22 protein-coding genes and 3 pseudogenes are annotated in these 16,115 nt (G+C 43.3%); 12 read left to right on the top strand and 13 right to left on the bottom strand.

Features of this window, described 5'->3' with window-relative positions:
• Nucleotide 1: 1 nt before the first annotated feature.
• Nucleotides 2-1,317, bottom strand: a pseudogene (locus JCM16161_RS03085) (MFS transporter).
• Between the two features lie 338 nt (nt 1,318-1,655).
• On the opposite strand from JCM16161_RS03085, the gene JCM16161_RS03080 reads away from it, so the two are divergent.
• Entirely contained in the window at nt 1,656-1,841 is a 186-nt protein-coding gene (locus JCM16161_RS03080; protein ID WP_054854963.1) for a hypothetical protein, read from the top strand.
• Nucleotides 1,828-2,223, top strand: coding sequence for a type II toxin-antitoxin system VapC family toxin (locus tag JCM16161_RS03075; RefSeq protein WP_054854962.1), 396 nt, complete (start codon nt 1,828-1,830; stop codon nt 2,221-2,223). The genes JCM16161_RS03080 and JCM16161_RS03075 overlap by 14 nt, the downstream gene beginning before the upstream one ends.
• Here JCM16161_RS03075 and JCM16161_RS03070 read toward each other — a convergent pair whose 3' ends face one another.
• On the bottom strand, nt 2,224-3,693 hold the full coding sequence (locus JCM16161_RS03070; RefSeq protein WP_243668908.1) for a glycoside hydrolase family 1 protein: 1,470 nt from the start codon (nt 3,691-3,693) through the stop codon (nt 2,224-2,226).
• 87 nt (nt 3,694-3,780) lie between these two features.
• On the opposite strand from JCM16161_RS03070, the gene JCM16161_RS03065 reads away from it, so the two are divergent.
• Nucleotides 3,781-4,167 (top strand): hypothetical protein, encoded by a 387-nt coding sequence (locus JCM16161_RS03065; RefSeq protein ID WP_243668906.1) that lies wholly within the window; start codon nt 3,781-3,783, stop codon nt 4,165-4,167.
• On the opposite strand, the gene JCM16161_RS14610 is transcribed toward JCM16161_RS03065, so the two are convergent.
• On the bottom strand, nt 4,164-4,322 hold the full coding sequence (locus JCM16161_RS14610; RefSeq protein WP_243668904.1) for a hypothetical protein: 159 nt from the start codon (nt 4,320-4,322) through the stop codon (nt 4,164-4,166). The genes JCM16161_RS03065 and JCM16161_RS14610 overlap by 4 nt on opposite strands.
• Nucleotides 4,323-4,415: 93 nt before the next feature.
• On the opposite strand from JCM16161_RS14610, the gene JCM16161_RS03060 reads away from it, so the two are divergent.
• Nucleotides 4,416-4,937 (top strand): hypothetical protein, encoded by a 522-nt coding sequence (locus tag JCM16161_RS03060; RefSeq protein ID WP_054854960.1) that lies wholly within the window; start codon nt 4,416-4,418, stop codon nt 4,935-4,937.
• Nucleotides 4,938-5,013: 76 nt separating this feature from the next.
• On the opposite strand, the gene JCM16161_RS03055 is transcribed toward JCM16161_RS03060, so the two are convergent.
• On the bottom strand, nt 5,014-5,247 hold the full coding sequence (locus tag JCM16161_RS03055; protein ID WP_054854959.1) for a hypothetical protein: 234 nt from the start codon (nt 5,245-5,247) through the stop codon (nt 5,014-5,016).
• Between the two features lie 476 nt (nt 5,248-5,723).
• On the opposite strand from JCM16161_RS03055, the gene JCM16161_RS03045 reads away from it, so the two are divergent.
• The 5 genes from JCM16161_RS03045 to JCM16161_RS03025 all read left to right on the top strand — a co-directional run bounded on the left by JCM16161_RS03045 (nt 5,724) and on the right by JCM16161_RS03025 (nt 8,706).
• Nucleotides 5,724-6,806, top strand: a complete 1,083-nt coding sequence (locus JCM16161_RS03045; protein ID WP_054854958.1) for a penicillin acylase family protein — start codon at nt 5,724-5,726, stop codon at nt 6,804-6,806.
• Nucleotides 6,788-7,057 carry a penicillin acylase family protein gene (locus JCM16161_RS03040; RefSeq protein ID WP_054854957.1) on the top strand — a complete coding sequence of 90 codons (270 nt, stop codon included), beginning with the start codon at nt 6,788-6,790 and terminating at the stop codon, nt 7,055-7,057. Before JCM16161_RS03045 ends, JCM16161_RS03040 begins: the two co-directional genes overlap by 19 nt.
• On the top strand, nt 6,982-7,359 hold the full coding sequence (locus JCM16161_RS03035) for a penicillin acylase family protein (protein WP_243669151.1): 378 nt from the start codon (nt 6,982-6,984) through the stop codon (nt 7,357-7,359). Before JCM16161_RS03040 ends, JCM16161_RS03035 begins: the two co-directional genes overlap by 76 nt.
• Nucleotides 7,360-7,429: 70 nt before the next feature.
• Nucleotides 7,430-8,326 (top strand): penicillin acylase family protein, encoded by an 897-nt coding sequence (locus tag JCM16161_RS03030; protein ID WP_243668902.1) that lies wholly within the window; start codon nt 7,430-7,432, stop codon nt 8,324-8,326.
• Nucleotides 8,326-8,706 (top strand): hypothetical protein, encoded by a 381-nt coding sequence (locus tag JCM16161_RS03025; protein WP_054854954.1) that lies wholly within the window; start codon nt 8,326-8,328, stop codon nt 8,704-8,706. The genes JCM16161_RS03030 and JCM16161_RS03025 overlap by 1 nt, the downstream gene beginning before the upstream one ends.
• Before the next feature lie 24 nt (nt 8,707-8,730).
• On the opposite strand, the gene JCM16161_RS03020 is transcribed toward JCM16161_RS03025, so the two are convergent.
• The 6 genes and pseudogenes from JCM16161_RS03020 to JCM16161_RS14600 all read right to left on the bottom strand — a co-directional run bounded on the left by JCM16161_RS03020 (nt 8,731) and on the right by JCM16161_RS14600 (nt 11,540).
• A complete protein-coding gene (locus JCM16161_RS03020) occupies nt 8,731-9,129 on the bottom strand; it encodes a type II toxin-antitoxin system VapC family toxin (protein ID WP_054854953.1) in 399 nt (132 codons plus the stop codon).
• Nucleotides 9,107-9,343, bottom strand: a complete 237-nt coding sequence (locus tag JCM16161_RS03015; protein ID WP_054854952.1) for an AbrB/MazE/SpoVT family DNA-binding domain-containing protein — start codon at nt 9,341-9,343, stop codon at nt 9,107-9,109. Before JCM16161_RS03015 ends, JCM16161_RS03020 begins: the two co-directional genes overlap by 23 nt.
• Nucleotides 9,344-9,385: 42 nt before the next feature.
• Nucleotides 9,386-9,535: a hypothetical protein gene (locus tag JCM16161_RS14605; RefSeq protein ID WP_243668900.1), complete on the bottom strand. Its 150-nt coding sequence runs from the start codon at nt 9,533-9,535 to the stop codon at nt 9,386-9,388.
• Nucleotides 9,536-9,579: 44 nt separating this feature from the next.
• Nucleotides 9,580-10,159 (bottom strand): annotated as a pseudogene (locus JCM16161_RS03010) (enoyl-CoA hydratase-related protein).
• Between the two features lie 5 nt (nt 10,160-10,164).
• On the bottom strand, nt 10,165-11,355 hold the full coding sequence (locus JCM16161_RS03005) for an FAD-binding oxidoreductase (RefSeq protein WP_243669149.1): 1,191 nt from the start codon (nt 11,353-11,355) through the stop codon (nt 10,165-10,167).
• The gene (locus tag JCM16161_RS14600; protein ID WP_243668898.1) at nt 11,355-11,540 is read right to left on the bottom strand and encodes a hypothetical protein; all 186 of its coding nucleotides are present in this window, start codon (nt 11,538-11,540) and stop codon (nt 11,355-11,357) included. Before JCM16161_RS14600 ends, JCM16161_RS03005 begins: the two co-directional genes overlap by 1 nt.
• A 101-nt stretch (nt 11,541-11,641) precedes the next feature.
• Here JCM16161_RS14600 and JCM16161_RS03000 point away from each other — a divergent pair, with 101 nt between their 5' ends.
• Genes JCM16161_RS03000 through JCM16161_RS02995 form a run of 3 tightly spaced genes read left to right on the top strand, consistent with a single transcriptional unit; the run spans nt 11,642 to nt 13,132 of the window.
• Nucleotides 11,642-12,553, top strand: a complete 912-nt coding sequence (locus tag JCM16161_RS03000; protein ID WP_243668895.1) for an alpha/beta hydrolase — start codon at nt 11,642-11,644, stop codon at nt 12,551-12,553.
• On the top strand, nt 12,538-12,723 hold the full coding sequence (locus JCM16161_RS14595) for a hypothetical protein (protein WP_243668893.1): 186 nt from the start codon (nt 12,538-12,540) through the stop codon (nt 12,721-12,723). Before JCM16161_RS03000 ends, JCM16161_RS14595 begins: the two co-directional genes overlap by 16 nt.
• Before the next feature lie 52 nt (nt 12,724-12,775).
• Nucleotides 12,776-13,132 (top strand): aspartyl protease family protein, encoded by a 357-nt coding sequence (locus JCM16161_RS02995; RefSeq protein WP_054854951.1) that lies wholly within the window; start codon nt 12,776-12,778, stop codon nt 13,130-13,132.
• 143 nt (nt 13,133-13,275) lie between these two features.
• On the opposite strand, the pseudogene JCM16161_RS02990 reads toward JCM16161_RS02995, so the two are convergent.
• The 3 genes and pseudogenes from JCM16161_RS02990 to JCM16161_RS14585 form a co-directional block, all read right to left on the bottom strand.
• A pseudogene (locus JCM16161_RS02990) lies at nt 13,276-15,181 on the bottom strand (thermopsin).
• A gap of 539 nt (nt 15,182-15,720) precedes the next feature.
• On the bottom strand, nt 15,721-15,963 hold the full coding sequence (locus JCM16161_RS14590; protein ID WP_243668891.1) for a hypothetical protein: 243 nt from the start codon (nt 15,961-15,963) through the stop codon (nt 15,721-15,723).
• Nucleotides 15,942-16,115, bottom strand: a complete 174-nt coding sequence (locus tag JCM16161_RS14585; protein ID WP_243668890.1) for a hypothetical protein — start codon at nt 16,113-16,115, stop codon at nt 15,942-15,944. Before JCM16161_RS14585 ends, JCM16161_RS14590 begins: the two co-directional genes overlap by 22 nt.

The following is a 16,115-nucleotide window of genomic DNA, read 5'->3' as shown; positions in this document are numbered from 1 at the left end:
TTTATCTCGTCACCTTCGTCGACATTATCATCACTATGAATGCCGTGATTGAGGCTATCACGAAGGATAGTACGAACGATTCCTTACCAGGTACCTCATAGAATATTGGTACGCCATTTAGGTAGTAAGCAAGTATTGGCGTTCTATAGGTGGTTTCTAGGGAACCGGCGATTACCGGGCCTAGTGTGTTGCCCATGAGCCTCATTGCCGTGTTCGTGCCCGTCATGGTCGCCATCCTCTCCCTAGACGTTGATGATATTAATAGGGTTATCCTGGTAACGGTCATGCCCGCAATACCGATCATACTCAGTATCATGATCATTATCGTAATGCTTAACTCATGTACGTATACCGTGGCCGCCATTAATAAACCGCCAATAGTGGCTATGCCTGACGTAATTACCAAAACCCTTCTATAGCCAATGGAATTCATTAAGACGCCATATAATGGGCCTGCAAATAGCATTATCAATGCAATGGGCGCCAGCGTGAGGCCCGTCCTCAGTATTGTCATGCCATAGCCGATGGGCTTGGGCAACTCAAACATGTATACCAGTGCTTGGAATGATAGGAACATCCCAAAACCGGCGACGAAGGATGAGAGCAGGGGCACCGCAATGTTAGGATCTGCGAAATCACCTACGTTTATTATTGGGTTTTGTGTGGATAGTTCGTGGTTAATGAATAGGAACAATATGGCTAATCCGAGGGCAATGCCTAGCCAGAAGTTTTCAGAGAGCCAACCCCATGTTGGGGCTTCCGTGAATGAATACCCAATTATTACGAAAGACACCGCCAGTAGAGCCAAGCCCACGTAGTCTATACTTTCATTAACCCTAGTCTCTGACTCCGGTAGTAATAAATAAGCCATTAAAATTAACACGGCAAGTATGGGTAATGCGGTTTCGTAGGCAAATTGCCAGGAGTAGTATTGAGCTAGATAGGCACCGATTGGCAGTGCCACAGCGGCCCCTACTGCGAAGGTTGATGCAATGATTCCCTGGGCAATCGGCCACTCCCTAGGTGGTAACCTCTCCCTAAGTAGTGTGTACCTATTGGGTTTATACTAAGTCCTATGCCCTGAATAGCCCTTAGCATTATTAGTATTGGGTATGTTGGCGCCATGCTCGTGAGGAATACGGCGACGAAATAAACAATCAACGTGATAAGCAACACCCTCTTCTTACCATAACTATCAGCCAACTTCCCAAGGATTGGAGCAAGGGCAAGACCTGCAAGTGTCTCAGAGGACAGAACCCACGAAACCTCAGACTCCGTTACGCCATATTGCTTCTCTATCGTTGGTAGGGATGGCATGACCACCATCTCGACATACATGGTGATTATCGATATGGACGCGAGAACGGCAAGGTACCTCCACGCCTCGGAACTCAATCTAATACTGCTAACGCCCCTAAGCACGGAAGGCCGATATCAATACTGATTAAAAAGCTGACTCACGACTTCGCAAATGCTTCCTATTAGAATCCTCAGATTCCTAAGTATCCACGGCATTTAATCATCTACTATATTACGGTATTAGTACTGAGTTAGCCATGTATGGTATACCAATGGATTTATTTAATTGGTATACCTACATCATCTCAATATCTAGCGTCGTTAGTTTTAAGGTTAGGAGGGAAATTTAAGAGAAGATGGAGAGGTTTAAGGACAGGGTCAACTGGGCTGAGGAGTTGAGAAGACTTGTCGGAAAGAGGACTAGGGAGTTGGAGGCCGAGGAGAATATTAGGCGTGTTCTTGAGGAGCTTGAGAGGATACCAATAAGTGCGCCCAGGGGATTCTCAGTGAGTTCGGTGAGGGAGGACCGTGATAGTGATTGACGCATCAGCACTAACCGCCTTTATACTTAAGGAGCCTGGTTGGCGATCATTAATTAATTACGTCGTGAACTCAGTTGATCACGTAGTTAAGGAAGTTATGAATGCAATTTGGAAGGCGCAAATTAAAGGGATTATTACCAGGGAATACTCAGTCAAGCTTCGTGACATACTAATGTCGTTGATTGGTAAGAATATTACTATTGAGCCTGAGGAGAAATATATCGATAAGACGTTTACGATAGCGATAGACAATGGAATAACTGTATACGATGCATTATACATAGCATTAACATTGAGTAAAGGCTTGTCTCTTTCAACACTCGATATTAGGCAGGGAGAGGTTGCGAGGAGGATGGGTATTAATGTGGTAATGCCGTTGTAATCACCTCCTCAGCGGTTTTACCGGCGGTATTGTATTTAGGTGCATTATCTCGTCGGGTATTGCCTTATTAATTGCTATCTCCCTGTAAATGTAGGCCGAGGGTCTCCAATACTGCTTCTTGGTAGTGTAATCAACGTAGAGCAGGCCAAACCTCATGCTAAAGCCTGAGGCCCACTCGTAATTATCCGTCAATGACCAGTGTAGGTAACCCCTAACGTCAACCCCATTGCTCAGCGCCCTATGGACTTGGTAGATGTGGCTGACGAGGTAATACGGCCTTAAGTAATCAGCTGAGTCAGCAATCCCGTTCTCGGTAACGTATATTGGCAGGTGATACCTATTCCAATATTTCATTAATACATCGTATAAGCCCTCCGGGTAAAACTCCCAACCGAAATCACTACAGGGCCTATTATCAGGGCTTACGGAGTTCCTCTCGCAGGCATGGCCGTAACCAGGCACTACTGCGTATGAGTTATCACCGACTAACCTAACCACGAGCCTTGAGTAGTAATTGGCGCCAATCCAGTCAAGCCTATTCCTAAGGTCTTCCCTAACCTCACCGTATAGGTTACCGTGAACTATTGCGTCAAAGAACGACCACCTCGCATCCTGCTCAGCCAACTCCACGGCCTTAACGTCCCCCTCCGTCAGCGGCGTGTATGCATTATTCGCATAGATTAATCCAACGGGCTTCCTACTAATCGCCTTAATCGCATCATATGCCCTCGCATGTGCCTGAATTAAATTAACTAAGGCCCTCCTAGCGAAATTAGGGTTTAAATAACCTGGCGGGAACCCAGACTTAACACCAACATAACCACTCCAGGCAACCACATTCGGCTCATTCATTGTTGAGTACATGTCAACTAGGTCATCAAATTTCCAGGCAATGTATGCTGCAAATCTGGCGAAGTTAATCACCGTCTTAACATCAAGCCATCCAGTGGGTCCAGAAAGGTCACCCCTCCTGACCCTTATTGGATCGTGAACCCACAGCGGTAACGGCCAGTGATAGAGATTCAGTATGAAGAATATATTCCTATTCTTCAAATCATTAAATATCGCCCTATAATGCTCAACGGCAGCCTTATTAGCCACCTCATCGAGTCTCCTTAGGTCACGCTCATCAACATCAACCTTAATTACCCTATCGCCAACAACCTCAACATTACCACTGGGTGGCTCAGGCATTGGTTTTGGGAATACCCTGGACCACTCAACATTGATCCTGGCAATGTCGAGCCCCATCTTAACGGCATTATCATGGAAAACTCTAAACAGACTCCAATAGCCAGGCCCATTCTCAGGCAGGTCACCACTAACGAGCCCTGACGCTATATTATCCCTATCGTGAACCCAAACCCACCAATCGCTGTTTGGGTCCTCATCACCCGGAACACCCATTTCATGCTGAAAACCGGCTTGAGACCAACCAAACCTGAAGTTCCTGGGGAATGATATTGACACATATAGGTTAAGCCAATGGTATTTTTAGGAATTATCTAATGGGCAATGCTTAAGTTTTTCACAGGACATTAATTAATAATGGCAGGAATGAGAAGGAATAAGCATGATAATACATACCTATTACTAGGTCTCATACTCTCCATTATTGGCTTCATAATAGACGCGGTCTCCCTCATTATCCCGTTATTAATCTTTCTCGGAATATTCATAACCTTTTTCGGACTTATACCTATATCGAGGTACCTCGGCATTTACTATAGACGTAGTGCCGATTCAGTTGGCATAATCTTGACGGTAATTTACGTATTAATTACGGCAAGCCTCATCTTCCTCTCCATAGCCAAACTAATTAGTCAAGTAAGTAGTGCAAAGATTATATCGGGAAGTGCCAAGAATATTAATGTTGCTGAGGGATTAACTATAGCCTCTGCTATTATTGGATCCGTAATGTTCAATAATGACCTATCTCACTAATACACGCACTGATTACTTAGCAGTGACCATATTAAGGCGTTTGTCATAGCCGTATTTGCCGTATTCGTGGTCTCAATTATTGTAAGCGCAATCACTGCCTCATTAATTTCATCGGCATTGTTAATAGCACTGGTGCTTATTACAATTATGTACATGGAATTCGTGAGGGGATTAAGGGTGGGTTAATACGTAGTAACTGCGTAATAGGCATAATACTTATATACATAGCTCATTAAGTCATCAAAATCGTGATTGGGAAAAATAGATACATAAAGTACGTAGTTATTACGGCGGCAATAACAATACTAATAATGGCAATGGTATCAATATCGCAGTCTAATACCATGCAGGTAAGGGTGGAGATTCAGGGAATAGGCCCGTTGAGTAATGCCACGGTAACGTACATGGAGTTTGTTCAGTCATACACCACCCAGATGCTTCATGCATATGGCACAACCACAACTAATAATAATGGAATCGCCATAATTCCGCAACCACCACCCCCATTACCGGGTAAGGATGATGTCATTACCATCACGATAAACACGACGATAAATGGAGAACAAATTTTCAAGGCATACACCTTTTACTTAACGAATGAGAACTTCACAAATCAAATAAACATAACAATATCAATGCCTAAGACAGGTAACTCGATAGGTAATACCAATTATAGCAATCAAAGCACGTTCTTAATAGCTGTAATTATAGTAATAATTGTCGTGTTAGTAGCAATAATAATTATATTAATGAGAAGATCAAGGCAATAAATGGCATGTAACCATAAAATTCAAATTAAATATTATTTTCTTCTCATTATTTTTAAATCCTTTGTCCAGGTACTGCTTATGGAAATAACACCTCACTCCTCGCCTCCCTTGTTATAGGCCTTGGCACCATTGGGTATGGTAAATACTCGATTCCGGGTCTATTCGCCCTGGCCTGTGGGTATAGCGCCATTAATTCATAAACCTCAGGCGGTACGTCTGTCGATACCTTAAGTCCCATTTCCCTTAATTGCTCCACGGTTATTGGGTAATCATAAGCATAATAACCACTTACGAACTTATCAGCTAGCATTACTGCTCATGTAATTGTAATAGGCATATAATAAGTACTGCGGTTATGTTGGGGATGATGGATTAATAATCATTGATAATCACGTCAGTAAAGGCAGGGAGACTCAATGCGTCGATAAGAGATACCGTGAATTAGACATTATAATCAATGCAAGACAACTTGGTAGTGACGTCTTCGCATTAACAATAGTACTTGGCACAACAATAAAATACCTAAGTAACACTGAATTACTAAAGGGTAGATTATCATTGGAACATGCAAAGCAGGTAGTTACTAAGTACTTCAGGGAAGCATTAATAGGTAGAAGGACTGGTGCTGAGGATATGATTAACAAGAATATTAAGGCAAAACAGAATTTAGGCGAATTTTACTGATAAAGATTTTTCAATCTATTTATCAAATAAACTGCATTATAATTTATATATAAATTATAAGGTTTCTGATTTTATAAGTTTAATTATTTATTGCAGCATTGTATGGCTGTCTCAGTTTATGTGAGGTTGGGTTTGGCTTTGGTTGGTTTGGTTTTGCTTGTTGTTTTGTTGAGTATTCCTATTAGTATTATGGCGCCGCTTGGGCAGGTTCTTAATCCGGGTACTGGTGTTTGGAGTAGTGTTCCTCCTCCCTCCGGTGTTGGTTGTCATAGTGGTGTTTTAACGCTTAATGGTAGTTCCGCGGCTGTTATTGTTTGCGTCACTCCTGATGGTTTCATTAGAATCGCATCTAACGAGACCTGGGCCGTGTTTTATGAGGAGGGTTACCTAACGGCTGAGTATAGGCTTGCCCAAATGTACTTCATGGCGATGATGAGTATGGGTAATCTATCATCAATAGTAGGTCCCTCGGTATTGCCTAGTGACGAGTTCTTCAGAACACTATTAACGCCGCAGGTTACCGTGGAAATAGCGAATTCGTTGAATAGGTCAAGCTTTATCTATGAAGCGCTGTATTACTATACGCTTGGTGTGAATGCCTACGTTGATTCGCTAACTCCACGTAGGACGCCAATAATATTTAAGGTGCTTGGTTTTAAACCGCCGCCATGGACCATGGAGGACACCTTCGCTATACAGCAATTGCTTACATGGTCTTTGAGTGGTACGGCTGATCCATTGGCATTCACGGTAGCTCTCCTTAAAATGCCGCCGCAGGTTATTTATGCGTTCTATCCTGCGTACCCATCATCAATTCAGTATCCCGTATACCCTGAGGAATGGAACCCAGGTATTTATAACACCACGGGTAACATGAAATACTTGAATCTATACTCATTAAATCCACTACCCCCTGGTGTTACGAAGCAGGAGCTCCTTGATGCAATTGATGAGGCGATAAAGTTCTATGTTGAGGGTGATACTGCGTTTAGGGATTCATTAGTTAGTAAGTTCCTACCTGGCATAAATCCATTCGAGCATTTGGTCGTGGGCTTAACCGATGAAGGTAGTAATAATTGGGTGGCCGTATCGCCAAATGGGCAGGCATTTCTGGCAAATGACCCTCACTTAACAACCACGGTACCATCATATGGATTGGGTTCCAATTGGTTGGGCCTGGCATGAACGTCGTTGGTGTTGACTTTCCGGGGGTGCCTGGTGTAATACTCGGTCATAATCCATACATTGCCTGGGGCGCCACGGATGCAGAGCCTCAGGTGGTTTATTATTACGTGGAGGTCACAAGCCAGATCACCCAGGCGAGTACTACTATGACGGTTCCTGGTTACCCTTTGAGGTTATTCACGAGGAGATTTATGTTAAGGGTGTTGGTTATGTGCCATATAATGTCTACCTTGCGCGCAATGGCGTGGTAATTGCAAATTACAGTAATGTAATTATAGTTATGAATTGGACTGGGATGTACCCAACAGATGAGGTTGCGACGTTCCTATACTTCGACATAGCTAGAAACCTCTCAGACTTCCTCAACGCATTATCCTACTTCAAGGTTGGTATTCAGAACTTTGCATATGCCGATAGGTACGGCAACATCGGAATATTCGCCTGGGGATTATACCCAATAGTCATGGGCGGTGACCCAAGGGCCGTCATGCTTGGTAATGGTCATATGACTGGGTCGGCTTCATACCGACTCAATACCAGCCCTACGTACTAAATCCGCCCTCGCACTTCGCATTATCAGCTAATGAAGTACTCGTATCACCAAACTACCCATACTACGTTGGTTGGGTATTCGAAAGCGGCTTCAGGCTGATGAAATTTATACATTACTATCGCAGTTTGAGGGTGAGGGCAATATAACCTATGCGTCCATGGAGGCAATACAACTCAATGTACATGATTACTCCACCAACTTATTCCTACCACCACTACTCAATGCATTATCTACGCACCTAAGCCAATTAACGCCAATTGAGGTTGAGGCCTATGAATTATTGAAGAATTGGAATGGTGACTTCACGACCAACTCCGCCGCAGCAACGATATACTACTTCTGGCTTTGGAATTACTTGAACGATACCTTCATGCCCTGGTTCCAGTACTATAACATAACGCCAGCCGACGGATTAGGCCAGTTCTCACTATTCCTAGGCCCAGACGCGGCATTCCATGGACCATTAGTGCTGGACCTAGCAAATTGGACTAATAATTACCCAAACATTCAGTGGTTTAATGATCCATTAACGGGTCAGGAAAGGAACGCCACGATCGTCATGCTCCTAGCCTTCAACCAAACAATAACGGAGTTAACGCATGAACTCGGTCCAAACCCATCAACTTGGTACTGGGGAAGGGTACATTACAGGGAGTTAATAAGCTTCTTCGGTATAAACGCGTTGTCCGTTGGTCCATTCCCAGCACCTGGTGATTGCAATACCATTAATGCGGCCTACGGCCTAATATCTAATGAAGGACCGAGCTGGCGCCAGATAGTTGACATGGCAAATCCACTCACTGGCGTTGGTGTTTACCCAGGTGGTATTTCGGAGAATCCACTAAGCCCGTTTTATAACGATACGACTGAGTACTGGCTCGTTGGTCAATACTACACGTTAATACCGCCTGGCTTACCGCAATACTTCTACTACCTATATCTACCGAACGTATCGTTGCCAGGGTGATGGGCATGGCCTTAAGTTATACGGCTCGTTTCTGGACCCTGTTCATCATTAACCTAGTTATTTCATTTGCATTAGCATATGCGGGTTATTGGTTATTAATGGCTGCGCTAGGGTTAATAATCGGTTACGTCCTAAACTCCAATAAGGCATCATCAGCGTTCATCTGCACAGGCGTGTCCGGGTTAACAGGTGTCCTATTTAGTATTTTCATGAATCCATACGCGATATATGATGGTGAGGTAACCGCTGCAATAATCGGATTACCATATAACATCATCGGCTTAATAATACTCCTAATAATAACGTTGTTAATAGCCCTCGCATTATCAGGGCTTGGCGGATTAATTGGTCATTATATACGTAAAATAATCAGGCATTAATTTAGGGGCGAAGCCGTTTAAGGCCTATGGTATTACCATTACTCCATGCTTATTGGCTATCTTCCTTAGTTTTTGGTCATAAGTGGCTAGGTAAGCACTCCTCCTCAGTGCCACTGATAGTATTATGTAGTCATTCAGCATAGTAGATGAGGCCTTGTCCTGCTCCATTAAAATTAAGCCGTTATAAATCGTATCTAAATCCTCGTGGAGAATAACGAAGTCCCTTAATTCATTCAATTTTACTTTAACAATCCCTAAATCACCGGTCAGCTTCAACAATACCCACATATATTCGTAAAGAACAATGTGAGGTATTACGACATTACTCCTTTGCAGGATATCATATGACTCGGCATGATATTCACTATCCTTAAATGTTGCATAAACCAAAACATTGGTATCAATAATTACCTGTGACTTCATTGCTCACCTCTCTAATTACTTCCTCAATATCCTCAGGCGTCAATTTCCTTCCTAATTCATAGGTCGTCCATTTCCTACGGTAGGGCCTTATGATGATGACCCCCTCCTTCTCATCATAAGTAATATCCACATAATCACCAATCCTTATACCAAGCCTTTCCCTTATCTCAACTGGTATCGTTACTTGAAAATTCCTAGTAATTTTTACTTTCATAGTTACTAAGTTAATTAGTTACTAAGTTAATAAATCTTACTACTATCTAATATTCAAATCGCCATGTCTTCCTGCCCCACCCTTAAACTGCCTCACGCCATCGTATATTTCACCAATCTGTATCGACTTCAACCCATAATTCATCTCGATTATTAAGCCCTCATTCAACGGTTTACCCAGTCCTTCGTACACAGCGAGTCTATCATTTCTAAGGGTTTCCTGAGGATACCTACTTATTAATTCAGCGATCTCGACAGCCTTATCAAGGCTTTGCCCTCATCAACCAAGTAATTAACCAAACCCCACTGATATGCCTCCTCAGCACTTATTAACCGCCCAGTCAGTATTAAATCCAACGCCCTACCAAGCCCAATAATCCTGGCAAGTCTCTGGTACCACCGTCCACAAGAGGAACGCCAAACCTCCTCTCCAGGAAACCGAACTTAGCGGTTTTATCGGCAACCCGAATATCAGCCATAGGGCAATTTCCAAGCCACCAGCTACGCAGTAACCACCAATCGCGGCTATAACGGGCTTAGAAAGCCTAAGCCTAGTGAAGCCAAGCGGCCCCTCTGGATTGGTCACCCTATTTATTAGCCTATCAATGTCGTAGAGATCAGCTCCAGAGCTAAAGTTACCGCCGGCCCCACTTATCACGCCAACGTAAAGGTTAGGGTTCTTATCGAAGTAGGTCCAGGCCTTATAAAGCTCCTCGGCCGTGTCGGCGTCAATGGCGTTCCTACGTTCAGGCCTATTAATAGTAACTATAAAGACGCGGCCCCTCTCCTCAACAATAATATTCTTATAATCCCCCATCCAACTCACCAAACCAGCTTACCCCTATTCATTATATTATTTCCGTCAAGCAATCCCTTAATACTTCTCAATAAACCCCATTGATTTCCCATCTCAACCTTCACGAAATCCCTCTTTAAAAGGCCCGTGTCATGATGGTGGCTTATGGTTGCGCCAATACCATTAGCCACATTAAACGCCTCTCTCCAAATCTTCCAGTATAAATCTTCATCCTGCCTAAATACAATAACACTATAGAGAGACGCACCGTTTAAATATAGGTGGGTTATCCTCGAGAGTACGTGATAAACACCATCAATAGAACCAAGCCTACTCACTAACTCATTATGAAGCTTGACTAACCTACTCCATGTAGTTGCCATGTCGATAGTATCAACCCAAAGACCTGATTGAGCAAGCATAAGTAACTGAGATTTATAACCCCTGGCAAAGACGTCCCTCCATCTCTTAACCAATCCAGACTCCACACTAGTCGCACCGTATTTAATGGCTAATTTATTGGTTACACTGCTCATTATATTAACGAAATCCTCGTTATACCACCTAATCCTTATCAGGGCTATGACCCCATCCTCACCAACCATTAACCTACTGCTCTCCCTATCATGAATAACGACCCTATGCGGACCAGGCACATTAATTACAAGATCACGGGCAAAGCGGACCGCTTTCTCAATGTCATTAAATACGTAGGCTAAGTCAACGTAGTAATTAGCCAGTGGTCTAACCTTAAGCATTGCTCTAACGATTATGCCGAGCGCGCCATCGGAGCCTATGAATAAACCTCTTAGGTCAGGCCAAGCCGTCCTAATGAACACCCTAGGGCCTATCGTTACTAATTCACCATTGGGTAACACAACGTCAAGTGACAATACTAATTCATCAATATTGCTCATACTATGCGAGCCTGTGCCTCCATGGGCTATTGCGCCGCCTATTGTGAGCAATTGAAAGGATTGCGGATGATAATCCAGGGTATAACCCCTCTCATTAAGCCACCTCTCCACATCAATCACCCTAGCACCGGCTTCAACGATTATCGTTAGGTCCTCCTCACTAAAGTCTAGGATTTTATTTAACCTGCTCATATCGATAACAACACAACCATTGTGATAAGCACCACCAACAACGCTAGACCCACCGCCATATGGAACAAGGCATATGCCATACTTATTGGCGAGCTTAACAACATTAATTACATCGTTAATACTACCAGGCCTAATAACGGCTGGTGGCGAATCAAGCTATGCCCAAGGACTTCCTTAAGCATGAGTATTGACCACCAATCCCTCCTATACATGGATAATTCATTTTCCCTCTTAATTACGTTATCCTTTCCAATCAATTCCTCAACATCCCTAAGGAACTTTGCTAACTCCACAATTAATATGCGATAAATATAAATTAATGCTATAGCACTATATAAAATATATTCTCCATATAAACACAAACAATAAATCGTAAAATAAGACATTACCAAGTATGCAGCGTTGGAAACTAACCTGGGAGGGAGGCATTAAGGAATTTCCGGACCTTACCGAGAGGGTTTGGATTACGGAACGCTCACCCGGTGGTTTCTTCAATCACATTGCCCTTAGGGAGGTTAGGGGTGAGGACGTGACTTATCCATACCCAGTGTTGATACTGCCGGGCATGACGTCACATGGGGAGCAGTTAATACATGTTTCGTGGCATGGAATACAACCAATAGAGCCCGCAATGCCGGACTCCATGATACCCATATACCTAGCGAGACGGGGTTACTTGGTTTACACCATTGACTACAGGACACACTTTGTACTTCCGGAAATTAAGGACCTATCATTCATGGTTGATTGGGGTTGGGATGCGTGGTTAAGTGATATTAAAGAAGCCATTAATATGATTAAGGAGGTTACTGGTAAGGATGAGGTCATACTAATTGGGGAAAGCTTTGGCGGTATCGCCTCAATTAACTATGTAACGGCTTACCCAAACGATGTGAGGGCAATAGTGTTGCTGGATGGTGCGCCAATAAGGTCCTCTGTAACTCAGGCATTACCTGTACGCAATATTGATGAATTAAGGGCGAGTAAATTATACGCAGTTCCCTCAATCCTAGCGGGTGCCAAATACCCAGGTAATGTCGTGAATACGATATGGCTCAAGGCACTATACAACCTAACGCTGCCAAGTCCGGAACCCGGTTTTAAGACGTTGAGTGACTACCTAATGAACATGGTTTATAACCAGGGGTTGGCAAACCCATACTCATACCCAAAACTCACCACCCCAGGCTGTATTTGCGTGATGGCTACGCTAGACCCATACTGGCCGACAAGGCTGTTTATAGAGCCAATGGACCAGTTCAGGCTAAGTACACGGAGGTTAAAACGCCAATGCCCGCCATCATAAGTGGGTTATTTAGTATGAAGATGGTTGACATGGACTTAATGAAGGGGTTGACGAGCGATGTGGTAATACTTAATGGTTATGGGCACTTAGACATTTATGTAAATCCAAATAATGTCGAGGATGTTAATGAACCTGTTTATAAGTGGCTTATTAGGATTAAGGCTGATTGAGGATTGATAAAAAGCCATTTAAGCCCGTGTATTTTCATTTCTAGAGGGAATAATGGGCATTACGAAGGTTAAGGTATTAATAAAAAATCCGGAGACTGGGGCGAGTCGAGACGTGGAATTGATAGTGGATACCGGCAGCGTCTTTACCTGGATTAATAAGGATACCTTGGCGTCGATCGGCATTAAACCGAGGAGGGTCAGGCAGTTCAGGACCATAGATGGTAGGGTGGTTATGAGGAGCGTTGGTTTGGTCACAATTAGGTATGAGGATTATGAGGGTGATATAGAGGTGGTATTTGGCGAGTCTAGCGATGCAGAGGTCCTTGGCGTCACGGCGCTTGAAACGCTGGGTTTAGAGGTTGACCCAGTAAGTGGTAAATTGAAATACGTAGGCCACCTGGCATTGTAAATAGAAGGTTATAACGAACTCCCAACTCAAGCGATGCTCTCTCATTTAATACCTCACTTAGCCCTTGCTCCCTAATCCCTTTATTCTCATGGTGGGTTTTGAATAACGATTTCCCGAGAAGTTACGCAAGATCCTAAAAATACTTAATGCTTACTGTGTCTCCTCCTAATTATGGGCATTGTTAATGCGTAAATTACCGCTATCATTATTGCGTACATTATTACCGTGAGCATGTAATTGACGTGCCATACCACGGTTATACTCACTGGCCTATTGACGGTGATTACGAGCCCAGGCTCGCTTAGGAATACCCCATCGTTAAATACCGTGCTAGGCTTAATCATAAGCACCTCACCGCCGTAGAGCCACCCAGTCATGTTCGTTGTGTACGTGCCATTAATACTTACCGGGTACTTGCTATATACCGTAACGAGGTACTGACGTACGAAGTTACTCAGGGATATGCTTAGGGGCGAATTAACGGTAATAGCCTCATTGCCGCCCAGGTAGACTAAGCGTGTTCCATTACTTAACACGTAGTACCTAGGCACGAGAATTATCAACGTAGAACTTTTGTTAACCCACGTAACCACCGAGTATCCGCTGATGTTTTGTAATCCTGATAGGGAGACTGTTATAGGTACGGGACTACTTACACTAACTTGATACTGCTTCGTCCAATTAACAATGACTGTATATGGGCTATCAATTAGTAGGTTAACGGTGTTATTCATCACCGCATGATAGAGGTTAGTTCCAGTGAGGTATATGTAGTAGGCGTTGAATATTAGTCTCGTTTCATTACCGAGGTAATAAATAGCCGGCTCACTAAGTGTTATCATAGAATCGTAATTATACCACCCGCTCTTATCATTAAGCAATCCGCTTAAGTCATTAATCGTGAGCATGTACTGCAGTGTGTAATTAATATACACGTTGGTCGGCCCCTCGAGCGTTAGGTTCAGGGTATTCCTAGAGATAGCATATGAATTATTAACTACGTAATTCGTGAATACGTACCTGGATTCATTAGGTACTACGGTAATTATTGGTGGTTCTGTCAACGTGGTTGTTGAGTTCACGGTATAGATGTTAATTACCGTGGATTCATTTAGGGAGTTGGTAATTGCCAGTGGTATGAAGTAAGTATTAAGGAAGCTTAATTCCTCGGTACCACGAACGACGTTTATAGTTCCATAATTAAGCGGTATTACGTGGGCATCAAATATTATCTCTGCGGTGTCCGACCCAAAGCTCCACATTGATGGTACTGGCGATAGGTAGTAATCGCTTGGGTAGGGCCATGCGAAGTATAGGGCTAATGTGGTGTTTAATGACTTAGCCATGGTACATTCGCTATTCCATGGACCCGCAATTACTAGCTCAGCATCATTCATTAATCCACCACCATTGCTTGTCGGCGAAACCTCCATGTATGCTGATGAGACTTCACCCTTATCGTAACATTGTCAAACCAGGTAATTGACCGGCCATTATATGAGTAGCCGAAGGCGATCCATGGATAGTCATTACTCGTTAATCCGGTCCTTGTTATTAGGTATATCGTGAATGGCATGCGCGCTTGCTGCGTTATTTCCGTGTAGTATGCGTAAGCCGTTATATTACCCGTCGTGGTATTTGCGGGACTAACCTCTCCATTACCACTGACTAGGTTGTTGCTTAGTGAGGCATTGATTAATGAACTATTCCACACATTATCGCCCACCTGGGCTGTGCGATTTAATGAGTCAAAGAGAAGCACGTTCTGAAGCCAGTAATATTGCACGTAGCCACTAACTGTGTTTACCACGAGGATTGTGTTTAACTGAATGCTGAACCAGTTATTGCCAGGTTCGACATAGCCCGTTGGGCATGAGCCCGGTTCCTGGTAAATGCGTTATAGATGCTCGCCTCACCGATGAATTCATTGGTTTTATACTCATAGGCGAAGTACGTGCCATTAATAATGGCAATACCATAATCAGCAATCCCAACCGGGAATCCCCACTGATTAAGCGTTGGTTTTCCCGTTAGTGATATGGCGTACATGACCAATACTGGCTTTAATTCAATATTGGCAATGACTACGTAGTAGGTCCCGGTTCTATTAACGTGGTAATAACCACTTACGTTGTTACCAGTAATTGAGTATAAATACTCACTAAGATTTCCCTCGTTAAAGTATTTCATGAATTGCTGGTTAGTAAGTATGTAGAGTGTTATTGGTGATGTGCTCCAAACACTATAGTCTATGTATGACCCAGCGGTCGCACTGAAATTATAGGCGTAATACCAGGCCGGCGGTAGGTACGTAACACCACCTGTCATGTTTGTGTATGAGTATGAGAACGACGTACTGCTTGATAAATTGGTAACGTTAAACACACTTATTGGTGGTATCTCAATAATATAATTAGTATTAGCCATGCTTAATGCGGTGCTTAATAATAAGGCCATGAATGTCATAATCAATACCAGTCCTAATGTACCACCAGCAATTAGGTGTGTCCTCATGGCGATTAATTATGTCACAGCAAATAATAATTTAAATTTATATTACCCACCATCATGGAACTAATTTAACGCGTTCACCTGACCTTTAACGTTAATAGGTAAATAACAGCTGATATTATTATCACGATTCCCATAACCACCCATAAGAATTGATAATTCGCCCTAGTTAATATGAACGAAGCCACCATTGGCGCAACGGCACCACTTAATTGCCAGAAGAGGTTCGCAATGCCGGTCACACTGCCGGCCAATTCACCACCTATCTTGGATACGGCGGTTGAGTTTGCCGGCGTTATTATAAACCTGATAAAGCCCATGGAGCTGCCAGTATCATTAGTGGTAACTCCCTCGTGATCACAGCAAGAAGTATTGTTGATATACCATATAATGTCTCGAACAATGATAACGTGTTCTTGACGCCCAGGTTCCTAATTATGTAACCGGCAATTAACGTTGATGGAATACCCAA

It is taken from the genome of Vulcanisaeta sp. JCM 16161 (assembly GCF_001316285.1).
Note: the sequence above shows the minus strand (reverse complement) of the source record. Positions and strands in the feature narration are given on the sequence as shown.